20 protein-coding genes are annotated in these 23,933 nt (G+C 67.1%); 10 read left to right on the top strand and 10 right to left on the bottom strand.

Annotation, left to right across the window (positions count from 1 at the left end):
- The first annotated feature begins 26 nt into the window (after positions 1 to 26).
- Positions 27 to 1,835 (top strand): AMP-dependent synthetase/ligase, encoded by a 1,809-nt coding sequence (locus QNO03_RS08650; protein WP_289602984.1) that lies wholly within the window; start codon positions 27 to 29, stop codon positions 1,833 to 1,835.
- An 84-nt stretch (positions 1,836 to 1,919) separates the two neighbouring features.
- Here the strand turns inward: QNO03_RS08650 and QNO03_RS08655 are convergent, their stop codons facing one another.
- The 4 genes from QNO03_RS08655 to QNO03_RS08670 all read right to left on the bottom strand — a co-directional run bounded on the left by QNO03_RS08655 (position 1,920) and on the right by QNO03_RS08670 (position 5,980).
- The gene (locus QNO03_RS08655) at positions 1,920 to 3,665 is read right to left on the bottom strand and encodes a TIGR01906 family membrane protein (RefSeq protein ID WP_289602985.1); all 1,746 of its coding nucleotides are present in this window, start codon (positions 3,663 to 3,665) and stop codon (positions 1,920 to 1,922) included.
- 133 nt (positions 3,666 to 3,798) lie between these two features.
- Entirely contained in the window at positions 3,799 to 5,283 is a 1,485-nt protein-coding gene (ahcY, locus tag QNO03_RS08660) for an adenosylhomocysteinase (RefSeq protein ID WP_289602986.1), read from the bottom strand.
- Between the two features lie 35 nt (positions 5,284 to 5,318).
- Entirely contained in the window at positions 5,319 to 5,504 is a 186-nt protein-coding gene (locus QNO03_RS08665) for a Trm112 family protein (RefSeq protein WP_229949677.1), read from the bottom strand.
- A gap of 89 nt (positions 5,505 to 5,593) precedes the next feature.
- Positions 5,594 to 5,980, bottom strand: coding sequence for a DUF3499 domain-containing protein (locus QNO03_RS08670; protein WP_229949675.1), 387 nt, complete (start codon positions 5,978 to 5,980; stop codon positions 5,594 to 5,596).
- 161 nt (positions 5,981 to 6,141) lie between these two features.
- Between QNO03_RS08670 and QNO03_RS08675 the strand changes: the two genes are divergently transcribed.
- Complete coding sequence (locus QNO03_RS08675; RefSeq protein WP_229949672.1) at positions 6,142 to 6,654, top strand: metallopeptidase family protein; 513 nt, start codon at positions 6,142 to 6,144, stop codon at positions 6,652 to 6,654.
- A 7-nt stretch (positions 6,655 to 6,661) separates the two neighbouring features.
- Here the strand turns inward: QNO03_RS08675 and QNO03_RS08680 are convergent, their stop codons facing one another.
- Genes QNO03_RS08680 through QNO03_RS08690 form a run of 3 tightly spaced genes read right to left on the bottom strand, consistent with a single transcriptional unit; the run spans position 6,662 to position 12,293 of the window.
- Positions 6,662 to 8,320 (bottom strand): DUF5719 family protein, encoded by a 1,659-nt coding sequence (locus tag QNO03_RS08680; protein ID WP_289602987.1) that lies wholly within the window; start codon positions 8,318 to 8,320, stop codon positions 6,662 to 6,664.
- The gene (locus tag QNO03_RS08685) at positions 8,320 to 11,808 is read right to left on the bottom strand and encodes a glycosyltransferase (protein WP_354003895.1); all 3,489 of its coding nucleotides are present in this window, start codon (positions 11,806 to 11,808) and stop codon (positions 8,320 to 8,322) included. The genes QNO03_RS08680 and QNO03_RS08685 overlap by 1 nt, the downstream gene beginning before the upstream one ends.
- Complete coding sequence (locus QNO03_RS08690) at positions 11,754 to 12,293, bottom strand: WhiB family transcriptional regulator (RefSeq protein WP_289602988.1); 540 nt, start codon at positions 12,291 to 12,293, stop codon at positions 11,754 to 11,756. The genes QNO03_RS08685 and QNO03_RS08690 overlap by 55 nt, the downstream gene beginning before the upstream one ends.
- A 337-nt stretch (positions 12,294 to 12,630) precedes the next feature.
- Here QNO03_RS08690 and QNO03_RS08695 point away from each other — a divergent pair, with 337 nt between their 5' ends.
- Positions 12,631 to 13,365 (top strand): TIGR03089 family protein, encoded by a 735-nt coding sequence (locus QNO03_RS08695; protein WP_289602989.1) that lies wholly within the window; start codon positions 12,631 to 12,633, stop codon positions 13,363 to 13,365.
- Here the strand turns inward: QNO03_RS08695 and QNO03_RS08700 are convergent.
- Complete coding sequence (locus QNO03_RS08700) at positions 13,343 to 13,900, bottom strand: GtrA family protein (protein ID WP_289602990.1); 558 nt, start codon at positions 13,898 to 13,900, stop codon at positions 13,343 to 13,345. The two genes, QNO03_RS08695 and QNO03_RS08700, sit on opposite strands and share 23 nt — an antisense overlap.
- Positions 13,901 to 14,081: 181 nt before the next feature.
- On the opposite strand from QNO03_RS08700, the gene QNO03_RS08705 reads away from it, so the two are divergent.
- Genes QNO03_RS08705 through manA form a run of 4 tightly spaced genes read left to right on the top strand, consistent with a single transcriptional unit; the run spans position 14,082 to position 18,806 of the window.
- Positions 14,082 to 15,248, top strand: coding sequence for a 5-(carboxyamino)imidazole ribonucleotide synthase (locus QNO03_RS08705; RefSeq protein ID WP_289602991.1), 1,167 nt, complete (start codon positions 14,082 to 14,084; stop codon positions 15,246 to 15,248).
- A 3-nt stretch (positions 15,249 to 15,251) separates the two neighbouring features.
- Complete coding sequence (purE, locus tag QNO03_RS08710; RefSeq protein WP_289602992.1) at positions 15,252 to 15,782, top strand: 5-(carboxyamino)imidazole ribonucleotide mutase; 531 nt, start codon at positions 15,252 to 15,254, stop codon at positions 15,780 to 15,782.
- A gap of 7 nt (positions 15,783 to 15,789) precedes the next feature.
- A complete protein-coding gene (locus QNO03_RS08715; protein ID WP_289602993.1) occupies positions 15,790 to 17,427 on the top strand; it encodes an LCP family protein in 1,638 nt (545 codons plus the stop codon).
- A 56-nt stretch (positions 17,428 to 17,483) separates the two neighbouring features.
- On the top strand, positions 17,484 to 18,806 hold the full coding sequence (gene manA / locus QNO03_RS08720) for a mannose-6-phosphate isomerase, class I (RefSeq protein WP_289602994.1): 1,323 nt from the start codon (positions 17,484 to 17,486) through the stop codon (positions 18,804 to 18,806).
- Between the two features lie 3 nt (positions 18,807 to 18,809).
- Here manA and QNO03_RS08725 read toward each other — a convergent pair whose 3' ends face one another.
- Both QNO03_RS08725 and glpX read right to left on the bottom strand, forming a co-directional pair.
- Positions 18,810 to 19,838 (bottom strand): lipid II:glycine glycyltransferase FemX, encoded by a 1,029-nt coding sequence (locus tag QNO03_RS08725; protein ID WP_289602995.1) that lies wholly within the window; start codon positions 19,836 to 19,838, stop codon positions 18,810 to 18,812.
- A gap of 120 nt (positions 19,839 to 19,958) precedes the next feature.
- Positions 19,959 to 20,999 (bottom strand): class II fructose-bisphosphatase, encoded by a 1,041-nt coding sequence (glpX, locus tag QNO03_RS08730; RefSeq protein ID WP_229949654.1) that lies wholly within the window; start codon positions 20,997 to 20,999, stop codon positions 19,959 to 19,961.
- 157 nt (positions 21,000 to 21,156) lie between these two features.
- On the opposite strand from glpX, the gene QNO03_RS08735 reads away from it, so the two are divergent.
- The 3 genes from QNO03_RS08735 to QNO03_RS08745 are packed head-to-tail and all read left to right on the top strand — an operon-like array spanning position 21,157 to position 23,921.
- Positions 21,157 to 21,750, top strand: a complete 594-nt coding sequence (locus QNO03_RS08735) for a DUF4245 domain-containing protein (protein ID WP_289602996.1) — start codon at positions 21,157 to 21,159, stop codon at positions 21,748 to 21,750.
- 45 nt (positions 21,751 to 21,795) lie between these two features.
- On the top strand, positions 21,796 to 22,458 hold the full coding sequence (locus tag QNO03_RS08740; protein WP_289602997.1) for a carbonic anhydrase: 663 nt from the start codon (positions 21,796 to 21,798) through the stop codon (positions 22,456 to 22,458).
- Between the two features lie 41 nt (positions 22,459 to 22,499).
- Positions 22,500 to 23,921, top strand: a complete 1,422-nt coding sequence (locus QNO03_RS08745) for a class II fumarate hydratase (protein ID WP_289602998.1) — start codon at positions 22,500 to 22,502, stop codon at positions 23,919 to 23,921.
- Positions 23,922 to 23,933 lie beyond the last annotated feature (12 nt).

Genomic DNA, 23,933 nt, shown 5'->3' on the forward strand with positions numbered 1-23,933 from the left:
TTAGGCACAGAAAGAGAGGGTCATAAGTGCGCGAGTCCGCCACTGACCTCCTGGTTAGCCTTCCCGAAGATTCGAATGTTACGGATCTCCTGCTCCAGATGCATCAAAAAGATCCCGGCCGCGTCCTGTACGCAGTCAAGAACGGCAGCAGCTGGGAAGACGTCACCGCCGCTCAGTTCCTCGCGGAGGTCACCCGGCTGGCCAAGGGCCTGATCGGCTCCGGCGTCCGCCCCGGCGACAGCGTCGCCGTGATGTCCCGGACCTCCTATGAGTGGACCGTGGCGGATATGGCCAACTGGTTCGCCGGGGCCGTCACCATCCCGATTTATGAAACCTCCTCCCCGTCCCAGGTCGAATGGATCCTCAAGGATTCCGGTGCCCGGCACGTGTTCGTGGAGGACGAGCGCAAGGCCGCCGTCGTGCTGGCCGCCGCTTCCGCCCTTGAAGGGGAATTTTCCATCTGGCTGATGAACAACGGCGACGGCGCCGACACGTTCACTGCCCTCACCGCCGCCGGAAGCAGTGTCAGCGACGACACGCTGGAGGCAGCCCGCAGCACCGCCACCCTCGCCGACACCGCGTCCATGGTCTACACCTCGGGTACCACGGGACGGCCCAAGGGCTGCGAGATCACGCACGGCAACTTCGCCCTCTTCGGCGTCAACGTCCTCGAAGTCCTGCCGGAAATGCTGAAGGTTCCGAACCCCACCACCCTGATGTTCCTGCCGCTGGCGCATGTGCTGGCCCGTGCAGTCCAGGTGGGCTGCCTGCACGCCGGTGTGAAGGTGGGCCACTCCCGCAGCGCCTCGGACCTGATGTCGGACCTGAAGTCCTTCTCCCCCACCTTCCTCCTGGCCGTACCGCGGATCTTCGAGAAGATCTACAGCGGCGCCCAGGCATCCGCCGAGCAGGCCGGCAAGGGCAAGGCCTTTACCGCCGCTGCGGCCGTCGCCGTCGCGTACTCGGAGGCGCAGGATTCCGCTGCCCGCGGCGGACGCGGCCCCTCGGTGGCACTGACCGTAAAGCACAAGCTGTTCGAGCGGCTCTTCTACCCGAAGGTTCGCGCTGTCCTTGGGGGCAACGCGGCCTTCGCCATCTCGGGTGCCAGCGCGCTGAGCCCGATGCTGGCCCACTTTTTCCGCGGCTGCGGCGTCACCGTCCTGGAGGGTTACGGCCTGACGGAGACCACCGCGCCGGCAACCGTGAACCAGGTGTCGCGCACACGCGTTGGTTCCGTCGGTCTGCCGATGCCGGGCACCACGGTCCGGATTGCCGACGACGGCGAGGTGCTGGTGCGCGGCGCCGTCGTGTTCAAGGGCTACCACCGCAACCCGGAAGCCACAGCCGAAGCCTTTGAAGGGAACTGGTTCAAGACCGGCGATGTGGGCGTACTCGATGACGACGGTTTCCTGCGCATCACCGGCCGTAAGAAGGACCTGCTGGTCACCGCGGGCGGCAAGAATGTTGCCCCCGGCCCGCTGGAGGAAAAGATCCGGGAAAACCGCCTGGTGTCCCAGGCCATCGTGGTGGGTGAAGGACGCCCGTTCGTTTCGGCGCTGATCACCCTCGACGACGAAGCCCTTGCCGCCTGGAGCCGGGAAAACGGGGCACCGGATGGAGTCCCCGCCGACGATCCCCGGGTGCAGCAGCTTCTGCAGGAATCCATCGACGCCGCCAACGCCACGGTTTCCCGCGCCGAGCAGATCCGCAAATTCTCCGTGCTGGCCAAGGACTTCACCCTGGAATCGGGACATCTCACGGCCACTTTGAAACTGCGCCGCAACGCTGTCATTGCGGACTACTCCGACGAGGTCGAGAAGCTCTACGCCAAGTAGGCATCAGGCAGTAAAAAATCCCCCGCACCTGTTCCGGTGCGGGGGATTTTTTACTGCCTGGCCCTGGCCCCAGGGGCGGGCTGCCTAGAGGGCATCGAGCGATTCGTCGTAGCGGCGGCGTGCATCAGCGCGTTCCTGCTGCACACGTTCCCGGCGCGCCCGGGTGGGCCAGCAGCAGACAAGCACCACGGTGCAGGTGATCAGCACCAGCGCAGCAATGGCTATCCCGGCGTCCATCCAGAACTGGGCCGGGAAGAGCCGGATCAGCGTGTCATCCATCCGGAACGTCCAATTGCCGTTGGCGAAGAAAATCGAATGCACCTGGGTAAAGAACATCTCCCAGCCCATGACAGCCAGGACCACCATCACGGCCACCAACACCAGTGTGAGCACTGCGCCGGAGAAGAGCGACCGGCGGATGCCGCCCGGGCTGCGCCGCCACAGATACAGTGCGGCCAAAAGGCTCAGGACCGCCATCACGGTCGCGGCCACGAAGGCAACCGTCAGCACCGTCTTGACATCGGCCATATGGCTGACCTCGGTGTCCAGGTACAGCGGCTCCCCGCCGTCCCCGACCAGGTCCCCCAGGTACCGGGAACCGCTCCAGTTCAGCAGGTAGTCCACGGCATAGGATCCGTACGTCATGCGGTCGTCGGTGGAGAAGCCGAAGCTGTCTGCCGGGAAACCGGGACGGTGGTATTCCACCCAGAGGAACAACGGCGTCGCGACGGCACGGATGGCTGCTGCCAGCACCATGACCGGGAAGAACACGGCAATCATCACCTGCAGGACACGGGCGAGGACGGGCTTTCCGGCCGCGGCCTTTTCGCGTTCCTGCGCCCGCCGCTGCACTTCGGCGGCTGAGAGTGAAGGGTCCACGTCGTCATCGGCCGTGGGTGCATCGGCCGCGTCGTCAGTTGCAGCCGCGTCGTTGGTTCCGGCAGCGGTGCTCATGCCGGCGGTGCCGACGGTTCCGGCGCCGTGGTCCCCAGCCGCGACGTCAACGGCACTATCCTGAGATGCCCGGCCCTGGGCTGCACCGGCGTCATCACCGGCGTCGTCGTCGTTGGCCTCTTTCGACGCCGCGAAGACTCCTTCATCCGCCGGGGCGGGCGCAGCTTCATGGGAACCGGACCTGCCGGACGCGTGCTGGCCCGCGTCGTAGGACCCGGAAGGCCCAGCCTGTGGCCGTTCCTCCTCGGTCCCTTCCGCCGGGAGGTCCGCTGCGTCGGTGAGTGCATCGCTGTCCGCGTCGCCGGGGGCATAGCCGCTCAAATCGGGCAGGGTGCTGGCACGGCGCATCGGCAGCTGGCTGCGCTGGGCAACCTTCGGATGTCCGCCCGGAACCGTTCCGCCGGCAACCGCAGTGCCGGGGCTGCCGGACTCGGCCTGCTCTGCGGCCAGGACGTCGGCCTCAACAGCGTGGGCCTCAACGGTGTCTGATTCAACGGTGTCAGGCTCGGCAGCGTGGGATTCAGCAGCGTGGAACTCAGAATCAGCGGAAGTGTCCGTCGCGGCGCTGTCAGCCGGCGCGCTGTCAGCCGGAACGATGTCCGGCTCAGGCTCAGCAGCTGCTTCAGGCTCAGCAGCCTCCGCTTCCCTGGCTGCTTCCGCTTCTGCCCGCTCGGTCCCGGTGAGGCTGTCGAACTCCGCATCCCAATCGGCATGTTCACCGGCTCCGGACAGTCCCGGGGATGTCACTGCGGAGGAACCGGCACCGGACTCTGCTTCACCGGGCGACTGCACCGGAGCTCCGTCTGAGGGCTCCCCTCCCGCCGTCGATCGATGCGTGGGGGTTTCGTCGTGGCTGGCCACTGCTTCCTCTTTCACTTCCAAAAACTGTACTCCGCTGGTCTTAACTTCGACCCTACCGGGAGACTCCGGGTGGAGGCGCGCGCCACCCCGCCCATTCGCGAGGCGGTGATCAGCGGCACTCCCGGGCCCGGCGCCGGGAGTCCGGCCCTCAGTAGCGGTACTGGTCGGCTTTGTAGGGTCCGGCGACGTCGACTCCAAGGTAATCCGCCTGGCTCTTGGTCAGTTCCGTCAGCTCGACGCCGAGTGCCCCCAGATGCAGGCGGGCCACCTTCTCGTCAAGCACCTTCGGCAGCACATAGACCTGGCGGCCGTAGACCGGGTTGCCGTCGGCGTCGGCCTGCCCGTGCCGGGTAAAGAGTTCAATCTGGGCAATGGTCTGGTTCGCGAAGGAGTTACTCATCACGAAGGACGGATGGCCGGTGGCGTTGCCCAGGTTCAGCAGGCGGCCTTCGGACAGCACGATGATGCTGCGCTGCGTGCCGGTACCTTCGTCGAAGACCCATTCGTGGACCTGCGGCTTGATCTCGACCTTGCGGATGCCCGGGATCCGGGCCAGCCCGGCCATGTCGATTTCATTATCGAAGTGGCCGACATTTCCGACGATGGCCTGGTGCTTCATCGCGGCCATATGCCGGGCCATGATGATGTCCTTGTTGCCGGTGGTGGTAATGAAGATGTCGCCCTGCGCCAGCACGGATTCCAGCCTGGCCACCTGGTAGCCGTCCATGGCCGCCTGCAACGCGCAGATGGGATCGATTTCCGTCACGATGACGCGTGCCCCCTGCCCGCGCAGCGCCTCCGCGGCTCCCTTGCCGACGTCGCCGTAGCCGCAGACAACGGCGACTTTGCCGCCGATGAGGGTGTCGGTGGCACGGTTAAGGCCGTCCGGCAGGGAGTGCCGGATGCCGTACTTGTTGTCGAACTTGGACTTGGTGACGGAGTCGTTGACATTGATGGCCGGGAAGAGCAGCCTGCCTTCCGCCGCCAGCTGGTACAGGCGCAGGACGCCGGTGGTGGTTTCCTCGGTGACGCCGCGGATGCCCCCGGCGATTACGGTCCATTTCCCCGGGGTGTGTGCCAGGCTGCGGCGCAGCCGGTCCAGGATAACGGTGAATTCGAACGAGTAGTCCTCATCCCCGTCCTGCGGGTTTTCCGGGACGAACCCGGCGGCCTCATATTCCACACCTTTATGCAGCAGCAGGGTGGCGTCGCCGCCGTCGTCCAGGATCATGTTCGGTCCCCCGGAGCCCTGGGGCCAGGTCAGGATCTGCTCGGCCGTCCACCAGTAGTCCTCGAGTGACTCGTTCTTCCAGGCGAAGACGGGAACCCCGGCCGGTTCGTCCACGGTTCCGTTGCCCACCACCACGGCCGCGGCGGCTTCATCCTGGGTGGAGAAAATGTTGCAGGACGCCCAGCGGACTTCGGCTCCCAACGCCGTCAGCGTCTCAATGAGCACAGCCGTCTGCACGGTCATGTGCAGGGATCCGGCAATGCGGGCACCCGCGAGCGGCTGGCTGGGGCCGTACTCACGGCGCAGAGCCATCAGGCCGGGCATTTCGTGTTCGGCCAGGCGGATCTGGTGGCGTCCGGCTTCGGCGAGGGAAAGGTCGGCTACTTTGAACTCAATGCTCACGCTGGAATCCTCAGGGTTGAGGCGGGACCGGGCGGCTAGCCCTCCTGCCTGGGGGCGGCGGCCTTCAACAGGACGGGAATTCCCTCTTCCAAGCGGTACCGGACTGCCGTGCCTGCCGGGCCGGGAACGGTGGAGATCAGTTCGTCACCGTCCTGGACAAGCGGGGATCCGGTGGTGGGGCAACGCAGGACGGAGAGAAGCCCGGCTGTCAGTCTGGCCATTGGTACAGCACTTCCTTGAAATCAGGTGCCGCGGTTGGCGGCGCATCACAGCCAAGCGTAGCGCGTGGCGGAGAGCGGCAAGGAGGTGCTTAGTTTTGTTCGCGCAGCACCCGCAGGTGCGCCCTGCGGGTTCCCGGGGTCTCGGCAGGTGCTTCCAGTGCATGCTTGCCGCCGGTCCTGGGCTCGGCATCCGCTTCCGGAGCTTCCTCAGCCTGTTCCCGGACGGCATCCACAAGGGCGGAGAGCTCGTCGGGGCTCGGGGTCCGGGGCTGGCCGTCCAGGTTCAAGCGGACCAGTTCCCATCCCAGGGGTGCGGTCAGCCGGGCGGAGTGGCCGGCGCACAAATCGTAACAATGCGGCTCGGCGTAGGTGGCCAACGGACCCAGCACTGCGGTGGAATCCGCATAAACATAGGTCAGCGTGGCTACCGCCGGCTGGCGGCAGGCTGAACGGGAGCACTGACGTAAGGATTCCACGGAGGATCACTTTACCTGTTCCCCGGGCGGCGGACGCACAGGCGCGCCGGACCAGCACCCGCGGGCCCGGCGCGGGCGCGCAGCGAGGGCGCGCCCTCCGAGGAACGCAGCGTTGCAGGAAAGGGGTCCACGGGCCGGGGGACAACGGTTAGAGTTCTTACATGTTCACGGGATCTTCATTCCGGGTGCGCCTTGATGATGAGTCGAGTGCTGCGGCCGCTTCCTCCCCCGGCGCTCCTGCCCGGTCCTTCCGGCAGCGGCGGCGTAACCGCCACGGGCGGGGCCTGCGCGGAGACGTGATTCCCCCGCACCTGGCCGGCGCCCGCACGCGGGCCGAACGCTTTGACGAGTGGGTGCTTGAATCCGCACAGCGGCTGGAACGGTTGTGGGGCGAAAAGATACAGGCCTACCAGTTCGTAGTGGAGGAAATCCCGCCCGGCCTCGAGGAGCTGGCACGCTCCGGCGGGCCCATCCCGCTGGGCGCCGGTACGGCGCCGGCGCCGAACCGGCCTCCCGTCATCACCATCTACCGGCATGCAGTCGAGACGGCGGCCCGCGGACTGGTGCCGGCCAGCGAGCTGGTGCATGACGTCATCGTTGAGCAGCTGGCGGTGCTGATGGGAATGGACCCGGAGAACGTTGATCCAGCGTATGGCCGTTTCCGGCCCCTCTAGCTAAAGGCTAGTAACCCACGCCGACCTGTACCCGGCTGCCGCCGACGTTTCCCCGCGGCAAGGCCAGCACACTGATCCCGGTATCGCCGCTGGTCACTACCTGCGCTCCGTAGACCGGTGCGCCGGAAGCACTGATCAGGACCGCTGCTGCGGACCCGCCCAGATCACCCGGCTGCACGGACACGGTGGAAGCAGCTGACAGCTGGACCGTTTTCTCGGCCAGGAGGGCACCTTCCGCGGTCACTGCCGCCAGGCGGACTTCGGCAGCGCCCGCCGGCGCCGTGAAGGAGAGGGTCGCGTCGCCTGCGGGCAGCACGGCCAGGTTTTCGCTGCCCAGCCGTTCGACGGCAGGAGCAACTGCCAGGTCGGTGCCTACCTTGGCATCGGAACCCCGGCTGAACACGGCAGTAGCTGCAACGGCGACGTCGGAGGAAATATCCAGCGTGTACGTGCCCTCCGGCAGCGTATCCAGCGGAAGCCGGGTGACTGTGCCGGCAGCGGCGTTGTAGCTTCCACCACCTTCCAGGACCACTTCGCCCTGGCTGCCGAAGACACGGACGTTCACCACCGCGTCATTCGCCCCCGGAACGGCGATCTGGAGCGACGGCCCCACCGATGCGTATCCGTCTTCCTTCGCGAGGTTGCGGGTGGCGGTGGGATCCTGGATCCGCACGCCGCCGACCACCTGGGCCGGTCCGGGCGCGGCCGTGGGCTGGATCAGCTCAACACCCCCGGGGGTGAGACCGCGCAGCAGGTTCTGCGCGATCACCGCACCCACCGGGCCGCCCGAACTCCGCACCCGTACGGCCAAGGTTTCCTGGTTGGCGGCCAGCCCGGCAAGGACCACGGACTTTGTTTCGCCGGCGCCCACGGCAATGCCCCTGGTGCCGGGTCCGGAAATCGGCCCGGCAGATCCATAAAGCTCCAGGTCGACGTCGGCGGCGGTCTGGGAGGGATTGGTCAACTGCAGCACGGCCGTGGCACCGACAGTGGTCCGGGCGCCGACCAGCCACAGGTCGTTGGCCGGAGCCTGGCAGTTGGCGGCGGTAAGCCCGGCAAGGTCGCCGTCGGTGGCCGTGTAGGCCAGGGCGGCACCGGCGGTGACCTGCTGGGCACCTTCCGGCTCCGCGCTCAAAAGCGCCGCCGCGGAAACCGGCTGGCTGCGGACGACGCCAGCCGTCCGGACGCCCGCAAGCGGGAGGTCGGTGCCGCCGCCCATGCTCTTCAGCACCGAGCCGTCCTTCACCGTTGTCAGCTCGGCTGCGGGCACCGGAGTGCCCGCAGCCGCGAGCACGACGGAGGTCACCGTGGACTTGGCATCCTTGGACTCAGCACTGAATTCCGCGTCGGTGCCCGCAACATTGCCGGCGAGCAGGCGCGGCGGCTCCGGGCACACCCCTGTCAGCGGGCCGGCCGGTACCTCCGCATACGGGACCTCGACGGCGCCGTCCGACGTTCCGATGCCGACGAGCGATGTCCCGGCTATGAGCGCTCCGGTTGATGCCAGGAGCAGGACTCCCCCGGCCCAGCGTCCGGCGGTTTTGGCGCCGGTCGTCCTGCGGCCGGTTGTTTTGGGGCTGCTTACTTGAGGGTCACCGGCGGCTGCGGGCTCCCCGGCCGGCTGGCCCGGCTGTGCGGACTCGCTGCCCATGTTTTTACTGCTCATTACTGGCGTCCTTCCGGGGCCCGGTTTTCCCGGTGCGGGCCGGCGCCGGAAGGCACCGGTGTTTCTGCTGTCTCCGGATGCCCCGCAGGACCGGAACCGCCGTCTGGTAGGTCCCCGGAGGGAAGATCGGCAGCGGAAGGCAGGTCCGCAGCAGGAGCCTCCACAGCGGAGGATTCACGTTTCCCGGGGAGGCGGATGGTGCGGCCGCTCGGCGTCGGGAGCGCCAGGAGCAGGGTCAGCCCGATGATCAGGACCTGCAGTGCCTCGAGCCACGGCGAGGCGGCGCTGACGTAGTCCACGTTCAGCTCCCCGCCCTCGGCCGGCAGTTCGAAAGCCTGCGCCCATTCCTGTTCCGCGGCAGTCAGCGGCTGGCCGTTCAGCGTGGCCCGCCAACCGGCATCGGCACGCTCAGCCATCACCAGCAGGCGTCCGTCGCCACCGGCCGGGATGGAGGTGGAAACGCCTTCGTTCCCGGAGGGAACTCCGGCCGCCGTACTGCCATCCGCGTTAAGGATGCGTACCCTGGCCCCGGCCCCGGACTGCGTTTCCGTACCGGCCGAGCTCAAAGGCTCGCTCACGCGCCAGAGCCATCCGGAACCGGTCTGTCCCACGGCGGACAGCCCGGGAACGGAATCCATCCTTCCGGCCAGCAGTTCAGCAGCCGTGTCGGATTCCTGGAGCACCACGAAGGCGACGCCGAGCCGGGCCAGGTCCTCACGCGGATCCACACCGGTTCCGGCGGTGATCACAGCAACCGCCTGGCGCAGGTCCGCCGTCGCCTGGTCGCCGTCGGACAGCTGTTCGCCGCCCATGCTGCCCTGGATATCGCGGGCGGCGTAGATGGTGGAGTGCTGTTCAAGGGTTGTTCCGCCCCCGCGCATCAGCGCGGCGGAGACGTTGCCGTCAGCGTCGACATGGAGCACCAGGCTCCGCGACTGGCCGTCACCGCGGCCGGCATCGGCGGCGGTCGCGGGCAGGGTGCGGTCCTCCGCACCCTGGATACCGGTGGTCAAGCCGGGCAGGACACCCGCGTCAGCGGCGGCGTGGTCCTGGGTACCCGGGAAGCCACTGCCCGTGAACTGCGGGATGACCCACAGTCCCAGGCTGGCAGCAGGGCCTACCGCCAGCACCGTTCCCAGCACGGCGGCCAGGAGGCGTCTGTTGCGCGCAGCCCCCGGGCGAGGCACACGGATGTCACCGGCGGCGGCCAGGGCCGGGCAGAGCAGGAGCACAACGGATGCGGAGACCAGCGGACCGGTGAACGCTGTTACCACGGCGTCCGGGGCAGCAGCGGTTCCGATGTAGGAGGCAGCAGCACTGAGCGCAAGTGCCGCCAGGGCCAGCAGCCAGCTCAGCCGGGCGAGCGGTGCGGACGCGGGCCGGAAGAGGGCCAGCGCAGCCAGGAGCACAACCGGGCCACCGACCACAAGGGCAAGGACCAGGTTCCAGGGACCGCCCGGGAGCAGGCCCCCCAATGTGCCGTTCACCTCGAAGGCCAGCGGATAACCCAGCAGCTGCTGCCAGGCCTCTGCCCGGACAAAAGCGAGCGGTACTCCGGGATCCGCCAGGACCGCGCGGAGGTTCGGAGCTGCCGACAAGACCTGCGGGAGGAGGAGCGCGGCAGCCGGCAGCAGCGACCACCACAGGGTCCGCGCGCGGCGCCGGAGACCCAGGGTCAGGAGCAGCACTGCCACGGCAGCCAGCACGAAGAGCAGCGGCGCTGAAGCACTGACAGCCGCCAGCAGCAGCCCGGCGGCAGCCGCGGCCGTCCAGGACGGCGCTCCTGCCGGTATGTCGGCGGCCCGGGGAGTCCCTGCACCGACGGCACGGGCCATGGCCAGCACCGCCAGGGGAAGCAGGATGTGGACAATCAACGCACCGAGCCGGCCGCTGCCAAGGGCTACCTGGAACGCCGGAACCGCCGCCCAGAAGACAGCCGCCCAGAACCGCAGCCCGCGGTGCCCGGTAAACGCCCCGGCAGCAAACCAGGCGCTCAGCCCGGCCAACGGAAGCGCAAGCAGCAGCAGGATGAGCACGGCGGCATTGCCGTTACCGAACCCGGCCACGGCCAAAAGGGAGAGGACATAGTTGAACGGGTCGCCGTGGGCGGGGGCTCCGGAGCCGACCTGCGCCCACCAGCCGGTGGCTGCGGCCCACATGTCTCCTACGCCCTGGCCCAGCGGCACGAGTGCTCCGCCGGCAACTGCCGGGGAACCGAAGAGACGGTGCAGGCCGGCCAGCGAGATTCCGCTCAGCAGCAGTGCGGCCATCAGGGCGCCGAGTCCCACCCAGGCCCGGCCCGGGCCCGCCAGAGCGGCAAAGTCGTTATTCGTATCCCCGCTGGGGACGTATTCCTCGCTGCCCGTTTCCCGGCCGTCCGGGGCCGCGGCCCGGTACTCGGTCAGGGACCGTCGGTGCTCGCGTACTTCCCGGTTTCCGCTGCGGAGGGCATTGACGGCGCTGCGCGGGCGCTTCCGCGTTGCCGCGGCTTGCCGCCGGGACCGGTACAGGTCCACCGGACGCAGGACGGCGGCGGTGCTGGTGATCAGCGAGGAGATTGCATAGCCGGGATCCTTGGCGACCATTCCCAGGAAAAAGCGGCCGATGCCGCCCAGGACCGCACCTACGGCCAGGAAGGGAACCTGCCACAGGGGTGCGTGCTTGAGCCGGAGGTAGATTTCCGCCTTGCGGGCCGCGGGGGCCGAGGCGGTAGGTCCGGGACGGTTGCCCGCGTGGCGCATCCGCGCGGACGGCACCACCACCACACGGTTTCCGGCCAGCCGGTTCCGCCAGCAGAGGTCAATGTCGTCGCCGCTTCCGGGCAGCGCCGGGTCGAATCCGCCGAGCGCATCCCACACATCGCGGCGGACCAGCATACCCGCGGAGTTCACCGCGAAGATGTCGCTGCGGAAGTCGTACTGGCCCTGGTCCAGTTCGTCGGCGTCGATCAGCGTGAGCCGTTCCGCCCACCGGTTGATGCTGACGCCTACGTCCACCAGGCGGCGGTCATTGACCCATTCCACCTGCTTGGCGCCGGCGATCGTCACGGACGGCGCACGCTCCACCGCCAGGAGCAGTTCTTCAAGGGCTCCGGGGTCCGGAGCCGAGTCATCGTGCAGCAGCCAGATCCATTCCTGCACGGCATCAGCGCCGCCCCCGCCACCGTGCGGGGTGCGGGCGGACCCGGGGAGTTCTGCCAGGCCCGCCTTCACGGCGGCACCGAAGCCGCCCCGCGCCGGTCCGGCAATGACGGGGCTCCCCACCGGAAGCCCCAGCTGCAGCAGGGAGGCGCTGGCATCAGTGGAACCGGCGTCGACGCCGATGTAAAAGTCCGCAGGGCGGGTCTGTGATGTCAGGGCTGAGAGGGTCTCGGGCAGGTAAGCGGCACCGTTATGGGCTACAACAACGGCACAGACGTGGACGTGCGAATGAATTAGACTGCCTGCTTCCGAAGCCGGCGGCGTTCGCGCTCGGAAAGGCCGCCCCAGATACCGAACCGCTCGTCATTGGCCAGCGCATATTCCAGGCACTGCGACCGGACGTTGCACGCGGCGCAGACCTTTTTGGCGTCCCGCGTGGAGCCGCCCTTTTCCGGGAAGAATGCTTCGGGGTCGGTCTGGGCGCAGAGGGCGTCCGCCTGCCACCCCAGTTCGCCTTCGTCGGCGTAATCCTGGCCCAGGCCCGGCAGGCCAATCCAGACGGGCCGGTTTTCGGACTCGGCGGGACTCGGGAACAGCGAGACGGGCGGGTCAAGGACGAGGTCTTCCGGGACATCGGCCAGCGCTTCATGCGCTGCAAGGAAAGCAGTGGCCTGGTCTTCGAGGGTGCCGGCCGTTTCCCGGCGGTACCGCTCGGCGGCAGCCGGATCCGCGGGATCCACGTACCAGTCGACGGGAACACCCCTCGAGCCGTAGCTGGCCGAAGCCTGCTCGGCTATGACGGTACGGTCCTGCTTTTCTTCTGCTTGCCCCATGGAGTCCTCCCGGTGTTACTGCTCCAGCGGCGGCTGTGTGGCTGCACCGGCAGGACCGGGGCCCCGCGGGTCCGTCCATTTGGCTGGAACAAATCCGATACCTAATTACACGCGTGTAATACGACTCCGTCAAGCTGTTCCGGCATCATATAGAGTTCAATCGTCGGATGCGGGGAACGCCACGCCCGGGATTCCGCTTCACTACCCGGCGCGTCGCACACTACACGCGTTCCCGGGCAGCCGGAATCGAAAAACTCTACGCATCCATCCGCTCGTATGACGACGCCGGCGCATGCAGCGTTCACCGGCAGGAACCAAATGAAAGAGGCCCATTCCCATGTCTATGTCTGCAGCCAGCACCTTGTTGTCGGGGCTGCGCACCCACCAGGCCACCTCCCCCGCCCTGATCTGGTACGGCGACGGCGGCGAGCGGATCGAACTCTCCGGCAAGGTGCTGGACAACTGGGTGGCCAAGACCTCCAATTTCCTGGTCGATGAACTCGACGCCGAGCCGGGCCTGCGCGTCCGGCTGGATCTCCCGGTCCATTGGAAGACGCTGGTGTGGGTGTTGGCCGCCTGGCAGACCGGATGCACGGTGCTCCTCGGCTCCCCGGAGGAAGCGCGTTCCACGGACGTCACCGTCACGGCTTCACCGGACAGCGGTGCCGCGGGGACAGTGGTTGCGGTGGCGCTTGGGGCGCTTGACCTGGCTTTTCCTGCGGAACTGCCGGCCGGCGTCGTCGACTATGCAGCCGAGGTGCGCTCGTACGCGGACACCTATATGGAGGCCGCCCTGCCCGACGCCGGACAGCCGGCACTCGAGGTCGCCGGCCCGACCGCGGCCCGGGACCTTACCGGCACGGTGTCCTACGGATCGCTCGGCGCCCTGCTGGAGAGCACCGGTGCGGCCGCGGAAGTACTTTTGGCCTCAGCGCCGGACCTGCCGCTCGTCCTGGCAGGGGCAGTGCGCACCTGGGCGTCGGGAGGCGCCGTCGTGCTGACGGCAGCCGGCGTGGAACCGGATGAACGGGTGCTGGCGTCGGAACGGGTTACGAAGCGCTTGGAGGCCTAACCGCGTTATTGACGGCGCGGCCGGCGCCGCCGGGCTGGACCACGGGCTCCTCAAGGAGGGCGTGGTCCTGCTCGAAGCCGGGCTCCTGGTCCAGTTCGGCGTTGAACACCCAGAACCGGTAGGCAAAGAACCGCAGCACCGTCGCCACGACGATGCCCAGAACGCCCGCCAGGAAGAGCATGTTCTTATCTTCAATACCCATCGGGTAGCGGGCCACCCAGGTGAAACCGGTGGAAATCACGATGCCCACACCGTTGATGAGGAGGAACAGCCCCAGTTCGCGGCCCACGTTATCCACGCTGCGGCGGCGGCGGAATGTCCAGTAACGGTTGGCGACCCAAGAGAACATGGTGGCAACGACCGCGCCAACGAAACGGGCTTTGACCTCACTGCCGGACATCGGCCCGTGCATCAGGAACAAGGTAAGTCCGTTGTCTATGACGAAGGCCAGCGCGCCCACCGTCCCAAACTTGGCAACTTCGCGCCAAAAAAGGGACACAAGACCCCGAAGCCGAACTGTCAGCGATGTATTCATGACCCTCCGAGGCCGATCAACGGCAGCACTCCCTGAGGATCGATGTCTGCCAAAAACCCGACGCGCGGACGCGCGACGGTCAACCCCGATAATACCGGTCCTTTATGGGAGTTTGCCCGGACCCGCGGCCAAGGCGGGGTCGCGCCGCCGGAACCACTGCCCTTATAGGTACCCTTAAGGCGTGGATTTCCCAATTATCGGCGTGATAGGCGGCGGCCAGCTCGCCCGGATGATGGCCCCGGCGGCCACAGCCCTCGGATTCGAGCTGCGTGTGCTCGCCGAGGGCCCCGACGCGTCGGCCGTGCCGGCGGTGGCGAATGCCACAATCGGCGATTACCGGGATCTGCAGGTCCTGACCGATTTCGCCGCCGGAGTAGACGTGGTCACGTTTGACCATGAGCACGTTCCCGGTGAACATCTGCTGGCCCTGGTCGAGAAGGGCATCAACGTCCGGCCCGGCCCCGATGCGTTGATCCATGCCCAGGACAAGCTGGTTATGCGTGCTGCCGTGGAGCGTCTGGGCCTGCCCAATCCCCGCTGGGCGGAGGTGTCCACCGTCGAGGAGCTGATTTCCTTCGGCAATTCGGCCGGCTGGCCGGTGGTCCTGAAAACACCGCGCGGGGGTTACGACGGCAAAGGCGTACGGGTTCTCGACGGCGCCGGTGCCGCGGGGGACTGCACCGATTGGTTCGGCACCGGGCCGCTCCTGGCCGAGGAAAAAGTACCCTTCCGCCGTGAATTGTCCGCGCTGGTGGCCCGCACTCCCAGCGGCGAAACCGTGGCCTGGCCCGTCGTTGAGTCCATCCAGGTTCGTGGGGTCTGCGACGAGGTCATTGCGCCTGCACCGGACCTTGACCCGGCTGTCGCCGAGGCGGCTGCCGCTGCTGCACTGCGCCTGGCCTCCGAGCTGGGCGTGACCGGTGTGATGGCTGCCGAACTTTTCGAGACTCCCGGCCGCGGTCCCGGATTCCTGGTCAATGAACTCGCGATGCGCCCGCACAATTCCGGGCACTGGACCATGGACGGCTCGGTCACCGGCCAGTTCGAACAGCACCTGCGGGCGGTCCTGGACCTCCCGCTCGGCTCAACTGACCTGACCGGCGGGGCGGCCGTGATGAAAAACGTCCTCGGCGGGGAAAACAGCGACCTGTTTGGCTCCTATCCCCTGGCGCTGGCGGCCGAACCCGCCGCCAAGGTCCATACCTACGGCAAATCAGTGCGTCCGGGACGTAAGATCGGCCACGTTAATGCCGTCGGTTCCGCCGACGGCGTCCCCGCCCTCCGCCGCAGTGCCGGCCGGGCGGCGGCCATCATCCGTGACGGCCGCGACCCCCTGAAGGAGAACTGAAGCATGCCCCACCGTGCCACCACGCCGCTGGTAGGCCTCGTTATGGGTTCGGACTCCGATTGGCCGGTCATGGACGCCGCCGCTGCCGCGCTGGCCGAATTCGACATCCCCTACGAGGCTGACGTCGTCTCCGCCCACCGGATGCCCGCGGACATGCTGGAGTACGGACAGAACGCCCACCGGCGCGGTCTGCGCGTCATCATCGCCGGAGCCGGCGGTGCTGCCCACCTGCCCGGCATGCTTGCCTCCGTGACTCCGCTTCCCGTCATTGGTGTTCCCGTGCCGCTGAAGTACCTGGACGGCATGGATTCCCTGCTCTCCATCGTCCAGATGCCCGCCGGGGTCCCGGTTGCTACGGTCTCCATCGGCGGCGCCCGGAACGCCGGGCTGCTGGCCGTGCGGATGCTCGCCGCGGGTACGGATCCGTTGGCGGCACGGCTGCAGCAGCAGCTCATCGATTTTGCCGGCGGACTGCGCCAGTCCGCCATGGCGAAGGGTGCTGCCCTGCGCACCGCCCTGGCCGGAACGGACTAGGACAGCAATGAACGAGCAATACGCTGCAGGGAGCGGCTACACCGATCCCGTGCGCTACCCCCAGGCCGCTGCACCGGGAGTGCGGACAAAACGTGCCTTCATCCTCCTCCTGCTGACCCTGCTGATTCCGGGAGCTGCGCAGGTGGTTGCCGGCGACCGGCGGCTCGGGCGGAGGGCGCTAAAAGTCACCTTCACGGTCTGGGCCGTCGCCGTCGCGGCAGTAGTGCTGGCCCTGACGAACCGGGCCCTGGTCATCGATGTCCTGACCCATGGATGGGCCTCGTTCCTGATCATGGTTGTCCTGGCAGTCCTGGCCGTCGCGTGGGCCCTGCTGTTCCTGAACACCCTGCGCATCATCCGCCCGCCGCTGCTGGAGCGCGGCGTACGTCCCCTCGTCGCCGTCTGCCTGGCGCTGCTGATGATCGGAACCAGCGGCAGCCTCGCCTACGGGGCCTACCTGCTGAACGTCAGCCGCCAGACCTTCGGCTCGATCTTCGCGTCGGGACCGTCGCTTGATCCCGTGGATGGCCGCTACAACTTCCTCCTGATGGGCGGCGATGCCGGCGAGGACCGCACAGGCCTGCGGCCGGACAGTATTTCCATGATCAGCGTGGATGCCAAGACCGGCCAGCCGGTGACCTTCAGCATTCCCCGCAACTTCCAGAACGCGCAGTTCCCCGCCGATTCCCCGCTCAACGATGTCTACCCCACCGGCTACGACTGCGGTGACGAGTGCATCATCAACAGCCTCTACCAGACCGTCACGGAGAACTACGCGGATCTCTACCCCGGCTCGGACGATCCCGGCGCCGAGGCCATGATGGACGCCGTGAGCGGCACCCTGGGCCTCGAGGTGCAGGGCTACGTGATTGTGGATATGGAAGGCTTCTCGCACCTGATTGATGCCATGGGCGGAATCAAGATCAATTCCGGCGGTTGGGTGCCCATCACTGCCGGTGAGATTCCCGGCACCAACCGGCACTATCCTCCGGACGGCTGGATTCCACCGGGCGCCCAGACGCTCGACGGCTACCACGCGCTTTGGTACGCGCGGTCGCGTGAATTCGTCACCGATTACCACCGGATCTCCCGGCAGCAGTGCGTCCAGCAGGCCATGATTGCCCAAATGGACCCGTCCACCCTCCTCACCCGCTTCCAGGCCATCGCCTCAGCCGGGGAAGAGATTGTGGAAACGGATCTGCCCCAGGACCAGCTGGGCAGCTTCGTGGACCTGGCCCTCAAGGCAAAGGGCCTCACGATGCAGCGGATGACCATCGGCCCGCCGGACTTCGGCTCGGCAGCGGAAAACTTCGTGACGTATCCGGACTTCAACCTGATCCACGCCCGGGTGCAGGATTTCCTGGCCGGCACTGAAGCGGCGCCTGCCGAACCGGATCCCGTTCCGGCCCCGGCCGAAGAAGCCGCCCCGGAAGAAGCGGCCCCTGCGGAAGAGGCGGCCCCTGCGGAAGCCGCGCCGGATGCCGGTACCGACGGCGAAGCTGCCGACGGAACTCCGCTGACCGAGGTGCCGCAGGAGGAGGAAGCGGAAATCACGGTGGAATACCTGCAGTACCTTGCCGAAATCGGCGATGACGCCACCCTCGGCTCGATCCTGAACAACAACGGTGAGTGCAGCCCGGGATAGATCCGGACCTCCCCCTGCTTCCCACACATCGTCCGTCCAGCACCCGAAAGAAGCCCGTGTACCTGCTCCTGAACACCCTCCGCCCCTACGCCTGGGGATCGACCACGGCGATGGCCGAGCTATTCGGCCGGGAACCCTCCGGCGAACCCGAGGCCGAGCTGTGGATCGGCGCGCACTCCGGGGCGCCTTCGGCGCTGGTACCCCCCGTAGCGGGCAGTGACACGCTTGATGAGTTGATTGCCGCCGACCCCGAGCGGATGCTCGGTGCCGATGCCGTGGCCCGCTTCGGCCCGGAGCTGCCGTTCCTGGCGAAGATCCTGGCGGCCGGCGCTCCCCTGTCGCTGCAGGTCCATCCGACGCCCGAGCAGGCCCGCGCCGGTTATGCCGCCGAGGAGGCGGCCGGCATTGACCGCGGCGCCCGGGAGCGCAATTACAAGGACGAGCACCATAAGCCGGAGATGATCTTCGCGTTGACGCCGTTCGAAGCGCTCTGCGGATTCCGCAGCCCGGACGAGGCTGCGGGGCTTTTCCGCGCCCTCGCTGCTGCCGTTTCCGCTTCCGGCCGGGACGTGCCCGAGCTGCTGGAATGGATCGTGGCGGAGCTGTCCTCCGGACATCCCGCACCCGAAAGGCTGCAGTCCGTGTTCCGCGCACTGATCAACGACGGGGAAGCCGTGCGCGCGGCCGTCGAGTTGAGCGCAGCTGCGGCGGAGTCCGCCGAGGGCACATACGGGCGGGAAATGGCCACCCTGACCGAGTTGAACGGTTACTACCCGGGCGATCCCGGCGTCCTGCTCTCCCTGCTGCTCAACCGCGTCTCGCTGCAGCCCGGCGACGCCGTATACCTGCCGGCCGGGAACGTCCACGCGTATCTCAGCGGCCTGGGCGTGGAAGTCATGGCAGCGTCCGACAATGTCCTGCGCGGCGGTCTGACACCCAAGCACGTCGACGTGCCCGAACTGCTGAAGACCATCGATTTCCGCCCCCTGGGCGTCCCCTACCTGTCCGCCGACACCACCGGTCCCGGACAGCAGGTGTTCCGGCCGCCGTTCGAGGAGTTCGCGCTCCAGCGCCTCGAACTGGCACAGGGACCCGCGGGCAGTGCCGGGGATTCCCTCCCTACCGAACTGCCGGTGCTGCAGAACGGTCCAGCCGTTGTTATCGCTGTGCGGGGCACCATCGTCCTGGCCTCCCCCACCGGCAGCCTCACGCTGGAGGCCGGGCAGAGCGCCTTCGTTCCGGCAGCCGAGGCCCCGGTCACGGCGCGTCTCGCCGCCGACTCCGCCCAGCACGACGACGGCGCCCTCGCCTTTGCGGTGACCGTCGGAACGGCGCCGGACCGGGAGCCGGATGCTCCCCGACTGGATTTGGGGGCCTAGGCCCTACCGGCCGAGCCGGCCCTTCACGGCGCCAAGCACCCCGCGGGCCTTCCGCATCCCCGTCTTGGCCACGGGCAGTGCGGTGGAAAAGACCGGGTACAGCGGCGACAGGGGCTTGTCCCAGGTGCCGGCCAGTTGGTCTTCGTGTTTCGCCCAGCCCATCTTGAACTTCGAGACCCCGTCATTGAGCAGGCCGTTGAAGTCATACCGGGTGATTCCACGCTCCTTCATGTCGGAGATGGCGTGCCACTTCAGGGCGTAGTTGGCCCGCAGCCGTTCGCCTTCCTCCGTCATTCCCCCGTAGAGCTCGAAAGCGGTGTAGCCGCTCGTGGAAAGCCAGAGGAACGCGACCACGTCGTCGCCCTTGAAGGCTGCGTAGACCGGCGAATCCTCACCCAGGTTGTCGAAGATGTCCAGGTAATAGGCGTCTTCGTGGATGCCGAAGTCCGCCCGCTGGGCAGTGAGCTTGTACACCGCCAGGCACTTGGCGATTTCCGCGCGCGTCACGCGCCGGTAGGTCAGGTCTTCGCGTCCGGACTTCCGGATGTACTGGCGGTGTTTTTTGCTCATGTCGCCGGAAAGGTCCTCGAGGCTGCGCTGCAGGTCCAGGATCAGCGTCCGGCCGATGAGGATGGTGTTCTCGCTGCGGCGGAAGCCGAGTCCGGGCAGTCCCGCCACGAGCTTCCCGTCGGCGTCCCAGTCCGGTTCGATGGACAGGGCCACCGCGGAATGCGTGCTCTTTACATAGCTGCCGACGGCGTCCAGGACGTCCAGTTCACGCCCGGGTTCCCCCTGGGGTCCGCGGGGAATGTAGGCCAGGGCACGGAACGGGAAGGGCAGGGCCCGCAGCAGGACCTGTGCGGAGCCGAGGACGGTGCCTGAGTCGTCACTCACCAGCACACGGTCAACGCTCCACCCGTGCTGGGCTTTGGTCTGGCCCCAGCCCCACAACTGCTGCGGATGTCCGCGGAAGCGGTTAACGGTTTCGTTCCAGGAAGCGGCATCGGAGCAGGGGGTAACGCGCAGAGTCATGCCTTCCAGCCTACTTGGCTCCCCCGCCGCACCCGAAAAAAGCGCGTGACAGGGAAACAGGCGGCCGGATATCCGGCCGCCTGTTTCCCTTACCGGGTTTTCCTGGAGAGCCGCTGCCCCTTACATCGAGCGGGCGTAGGACTCCCACTTGTGCGCCTGGTGTTCGCCGTCCACCACGCGGATGGTGCCGGACTTGGAGCGCATCACGATCGACTGTGTCAGCACACGGTCCTTCTTGTAACGCACGCCGCGCAGCAGGTCGCCGTCGGTGATGCCCGTGGCGGCGAAGTAGCAGTTGTCGCTCCAGACCAGGTCATTGGTGGACATCACGCGGTCCAGGTCGTGGCCGGCGTCGATCGCCTTCTGCTTCTCGTCGTCCGACGTCGGCCACAAGCGGCCCTGGATGACGCCGCCGAGTGTCTTGACGGCACAGGCGGTAATGATGCCCTCCGGGGTTCCACCGATGCCCATCAGCGCATCGACGTCGGTGCCTTCACGTGCCGCCGCGATGCCGCCGGCGACGTCGCCGTCCATCAGCATCCGGGTGCGTGCGCCGGCATCGCGGATTTCCTGGACGAGGGGCTTGTGGCGGTCGCGTTCCAGGACCATCACGTTGAGCTGGTTGATCTTCTTGCCCTTGGCCTTGGCGATCAGGTGCAGGTTCTGCTTCACCGGCAGGCGGAGGTCCACCATGTCGGCGGCTTCGGGACCGGTGACCAGCTTCTCCATGTAGAACACGGCCGAGGGGTCAAACATGGTGCCGCGCTCCGCCACCGCAAGAACGGCGAGGGCGTTGTTGATGCCCAGCGCGGTCAGGCGGGTTCCGTCGATCGGGTCCACGGCGACGTCGCACAGTGCTCCGGTGCCGTCACCCACGTGTTCGCCGTTGTAGAGCATCGGCGCTTCGTCTTTTTCGCCTTCGCCGATGACGACGACGCCGTTGAAGTGGACAGTGGAAATGAGTGAACGCATCGCGTCCACGGCGGCGCCGTCGGCGGCGTTCTTGTCGCCGAAGCCCACCCAGTGGCCGCCGGCGATGGCTGCTGCCTCGGTGACCCGGACGAGCTCAAGGGCCAGGTTCCGGTCCGGCTCGGAATCCCCGACTGCCAATGCGGGGGAAAGTGTGGAGTACTGGGCACCTTTGGACACGTCAAACCTCATCTTCGAAATTTCGATGTAAACGGACACCCGCCAGGGAGCGGATGTCCTTTTGTCCGATCATAGTCTGAGTGCCTCCCGTCACCACCCTGCGCGGGGATTTCACTGACAGTGGCTGTACCGAGTAGGACATCGCGCCCGCATAAGAGATTATGGAGGGGTGAGCGAAACGCACCCCGACCCCCAGCAGACCGATGACACCGTAACGCCGGTATTGACCGCCAAGCAGGCAAAGCGGGCCAATGCCACGGTGATGGGCATGCTGATCGCCACTGGCCTCACACTGGCACTGTGCCTGGTGCCGGTGCTGCTCAACCCGGCCCCCAAGATGCAGGCGCGCGACGTCGATGTCGCTGCGGCCGCCAACCAGGCCGCCGGTGATGCCGGATACGTCCCGCTGGCCCTGGAGCTGCCGGACGGCTGGACCGCGAACTACGCCCGCTGGAACGCGGGGACCAACGACGGCGTCCCGAACTGGGAGGTGGGATATCTCACCCCGGAGACGGAATTCATCTCACTGACGCAGACCAACGCCGCGAATCCCACCTGGATCTTCCAGCACACCGGTGACTCGACCGTCTCCGGGGAACGCCAGTCCGGCGGAGTGACGTGGGAGCTGCGTGATTCCTCCAACGGCGAGGCAACGCTGGTCACCGAGATCGAGGGGCAGACCCTCCTGCTGTCCGGCTCCGCCGATCTGGCTGAATTCGATGTCCTGGCCGAACACGCGGTCCAGGACCTGCGCGGCAACTGACCTTCCGCCCGCATCCGGCCGCACCACAGGAGTAACCTCGGTAGCGTGGAAACAGAGACTGAAACGACCATCACTCCCGCCCAGGCCTGGCAGCGGCTGCGTAAAGGCAACGAACGCTTCGTTGCCGGCACAGCGAGCCACCCGAATCAGGACGCGCCGCGGCGCAGCTCCCTGGTGGAAGGACAGAACCCGTTCGCCGTCATCTTCGGCTGCTCGGATTCCCGTCTTGCCGCTGAGATCATTTTTGACCTCGGCCTCGGCGACGCATTCGTCGTCCGCACCGCGGGCCAGGTGATCGACGATGCCGTCCTTGGTTCGCTGGAATACAGCGTGGGCACACTGGGTGTACCCCTGATTGCGGTGCTGGGACATGACAACTGCGGCGCCGTCACTGCCGCGAAGGAAACCGTCGACACCGGCGAGATGCCCAGCGGGTATGTCCGCTCCCTGGTCGAACGGATCACCCCTTCCGTGCTCGCGGCACAGCGCAAGGACCTGCACGAGGTCAATGACATGGTGGTGGAGCATACGAAGCAGACCGCCGAACGTCTGGTGGACAGCTCCAGGCTCATCGCGGCCGCCGTCGACGAGGGACGGGTTGCCGTGATTGGGCTGTCCTACCGGCTGGCGGAAGGCAGCGCCGAACTCGTCTCCGGTTTCGGCGCCCTGGAACACCCCGCCGTCCTGCGTACGACACTGCCCAAGTAGCGGTTATCACTGCGGCGCGTTCGGAGATTAGGCTGGGGAGCATGACTTCTGACACCCCCGAATACCGCATCGAACACGACACCATGGGTGAGGTCCGCGTTCCGGCCTCCGCACTCTACCGCGCCCAGACACAGCGCGCGGTCGAGAACTTCCCCATTTCCGGCACCACGCTGGAACCCTCGCACATCGAAGCGCTCGCCCGGATCAAGAAGGCCGCAGCGACCGCCAACGCCGAACTGGGGGTGCTCGACGAAGAGCGCGCCCGGGCCATTGAAAAAGCGGCCGATGCCGTGGCCGGCGGCACGTACAACGACCAGTTCCCGATCGATATTTTCCAGACCGGTTCCGGCACCTCCTCGAATATGAACACCAACGAGGTCCTGGCCGAGCTGGCCACCCGGGCACTGAAGGACGCCGGCAGCGAGACAACTGTCCACCCCAACGACCACGTCAACGCTTCGCAGTCCTCCAATGACGTCTTTCCGACGTCGGTTCACGTTGCAGCCACGTCCGCACTGATCAACAAGCTGATCCCCGCCCTGGAACACCTTGCCGAGTCCCTGGAGCGCAAGGCCGAGGAGTTCAAGGACGTCGTCAAGTCCGGCCGTACCCACCTGATGGATGCCACCCCGGTCACGCTCGGCCAGGAATTCGGCGGCTACGCTGCCCAGGTCCGCTACGGCATCGAGCGGGTCAACGCCTCGCTCCCCCGCGTGGCAGAGGTTCCGCTGGGCGGCACCGCCGTCGGCACCGGCATCAACACCCCTGCTGGCTTCCCGCAGCGCGTGATCGAGCTGCTGGCGGCCGACACCGGGCTGCCGCTGACCGAGGCCCGCGACCACTTCGAGGCCCAGGCCAACCGCGATGCGCTGGTCGAGGTTTCCGGCATGCTCCGCACCATCGCCGTCTCCTTCTCCAAGATCGCCAATGACCTGCGTTGGATGGGCTCCGGCCCCAACACGGGCCTGGGCGAGATTGCCATCCCCGATCTGCAGCCGGGCTCCTCGATCATGCCGGGCAAGGTCAACCCCGTCATCTCCGAGGCCGTCCTCCAGGTTGCCGCCCAGGTGGTGGGTAACGACGCCGCCGTGGCCTGGGCCGGAACCTTCGGCTACTTCGAACTCAACGTGGGTATCCCGGTGATCGCCGCGAACCTGCTGGAGTCCATCCGCCTCCTGGCCAATTCCTCCGTCGTGATGGCGGACAAGATGATCGACGGCATCGAAGCCAATGTGGAGCGCGCCCGCTACCTGGCCGAAGCCTCCCCGTCCATCGTGACTCCGCTGAACAAGTTCATCGGCTACGAAAACGCGGCGAAGATCGCCAAGTACTCGGTCAAGGAAGGCAAAACCATCCGCCAGGCCGTCGAGGATCTCGGCTATCTGGAACGCGGTGAGCTGACCGTGGAGCAGCTGGACAAGGCACTGGACGTCCTGTCGATGACGAAGCCGCCGCAGGCCTAGTACCCCGGCCCC

It is taken from the genome of Arthrobacter sp. zg-Y877, from assembly GCF_030373105.1.
Lineage (GTDB): Bacteria > Actinomycetota > Actinomycetes > Actinomycetales > Micrococcaceae > Arthrobacter_B.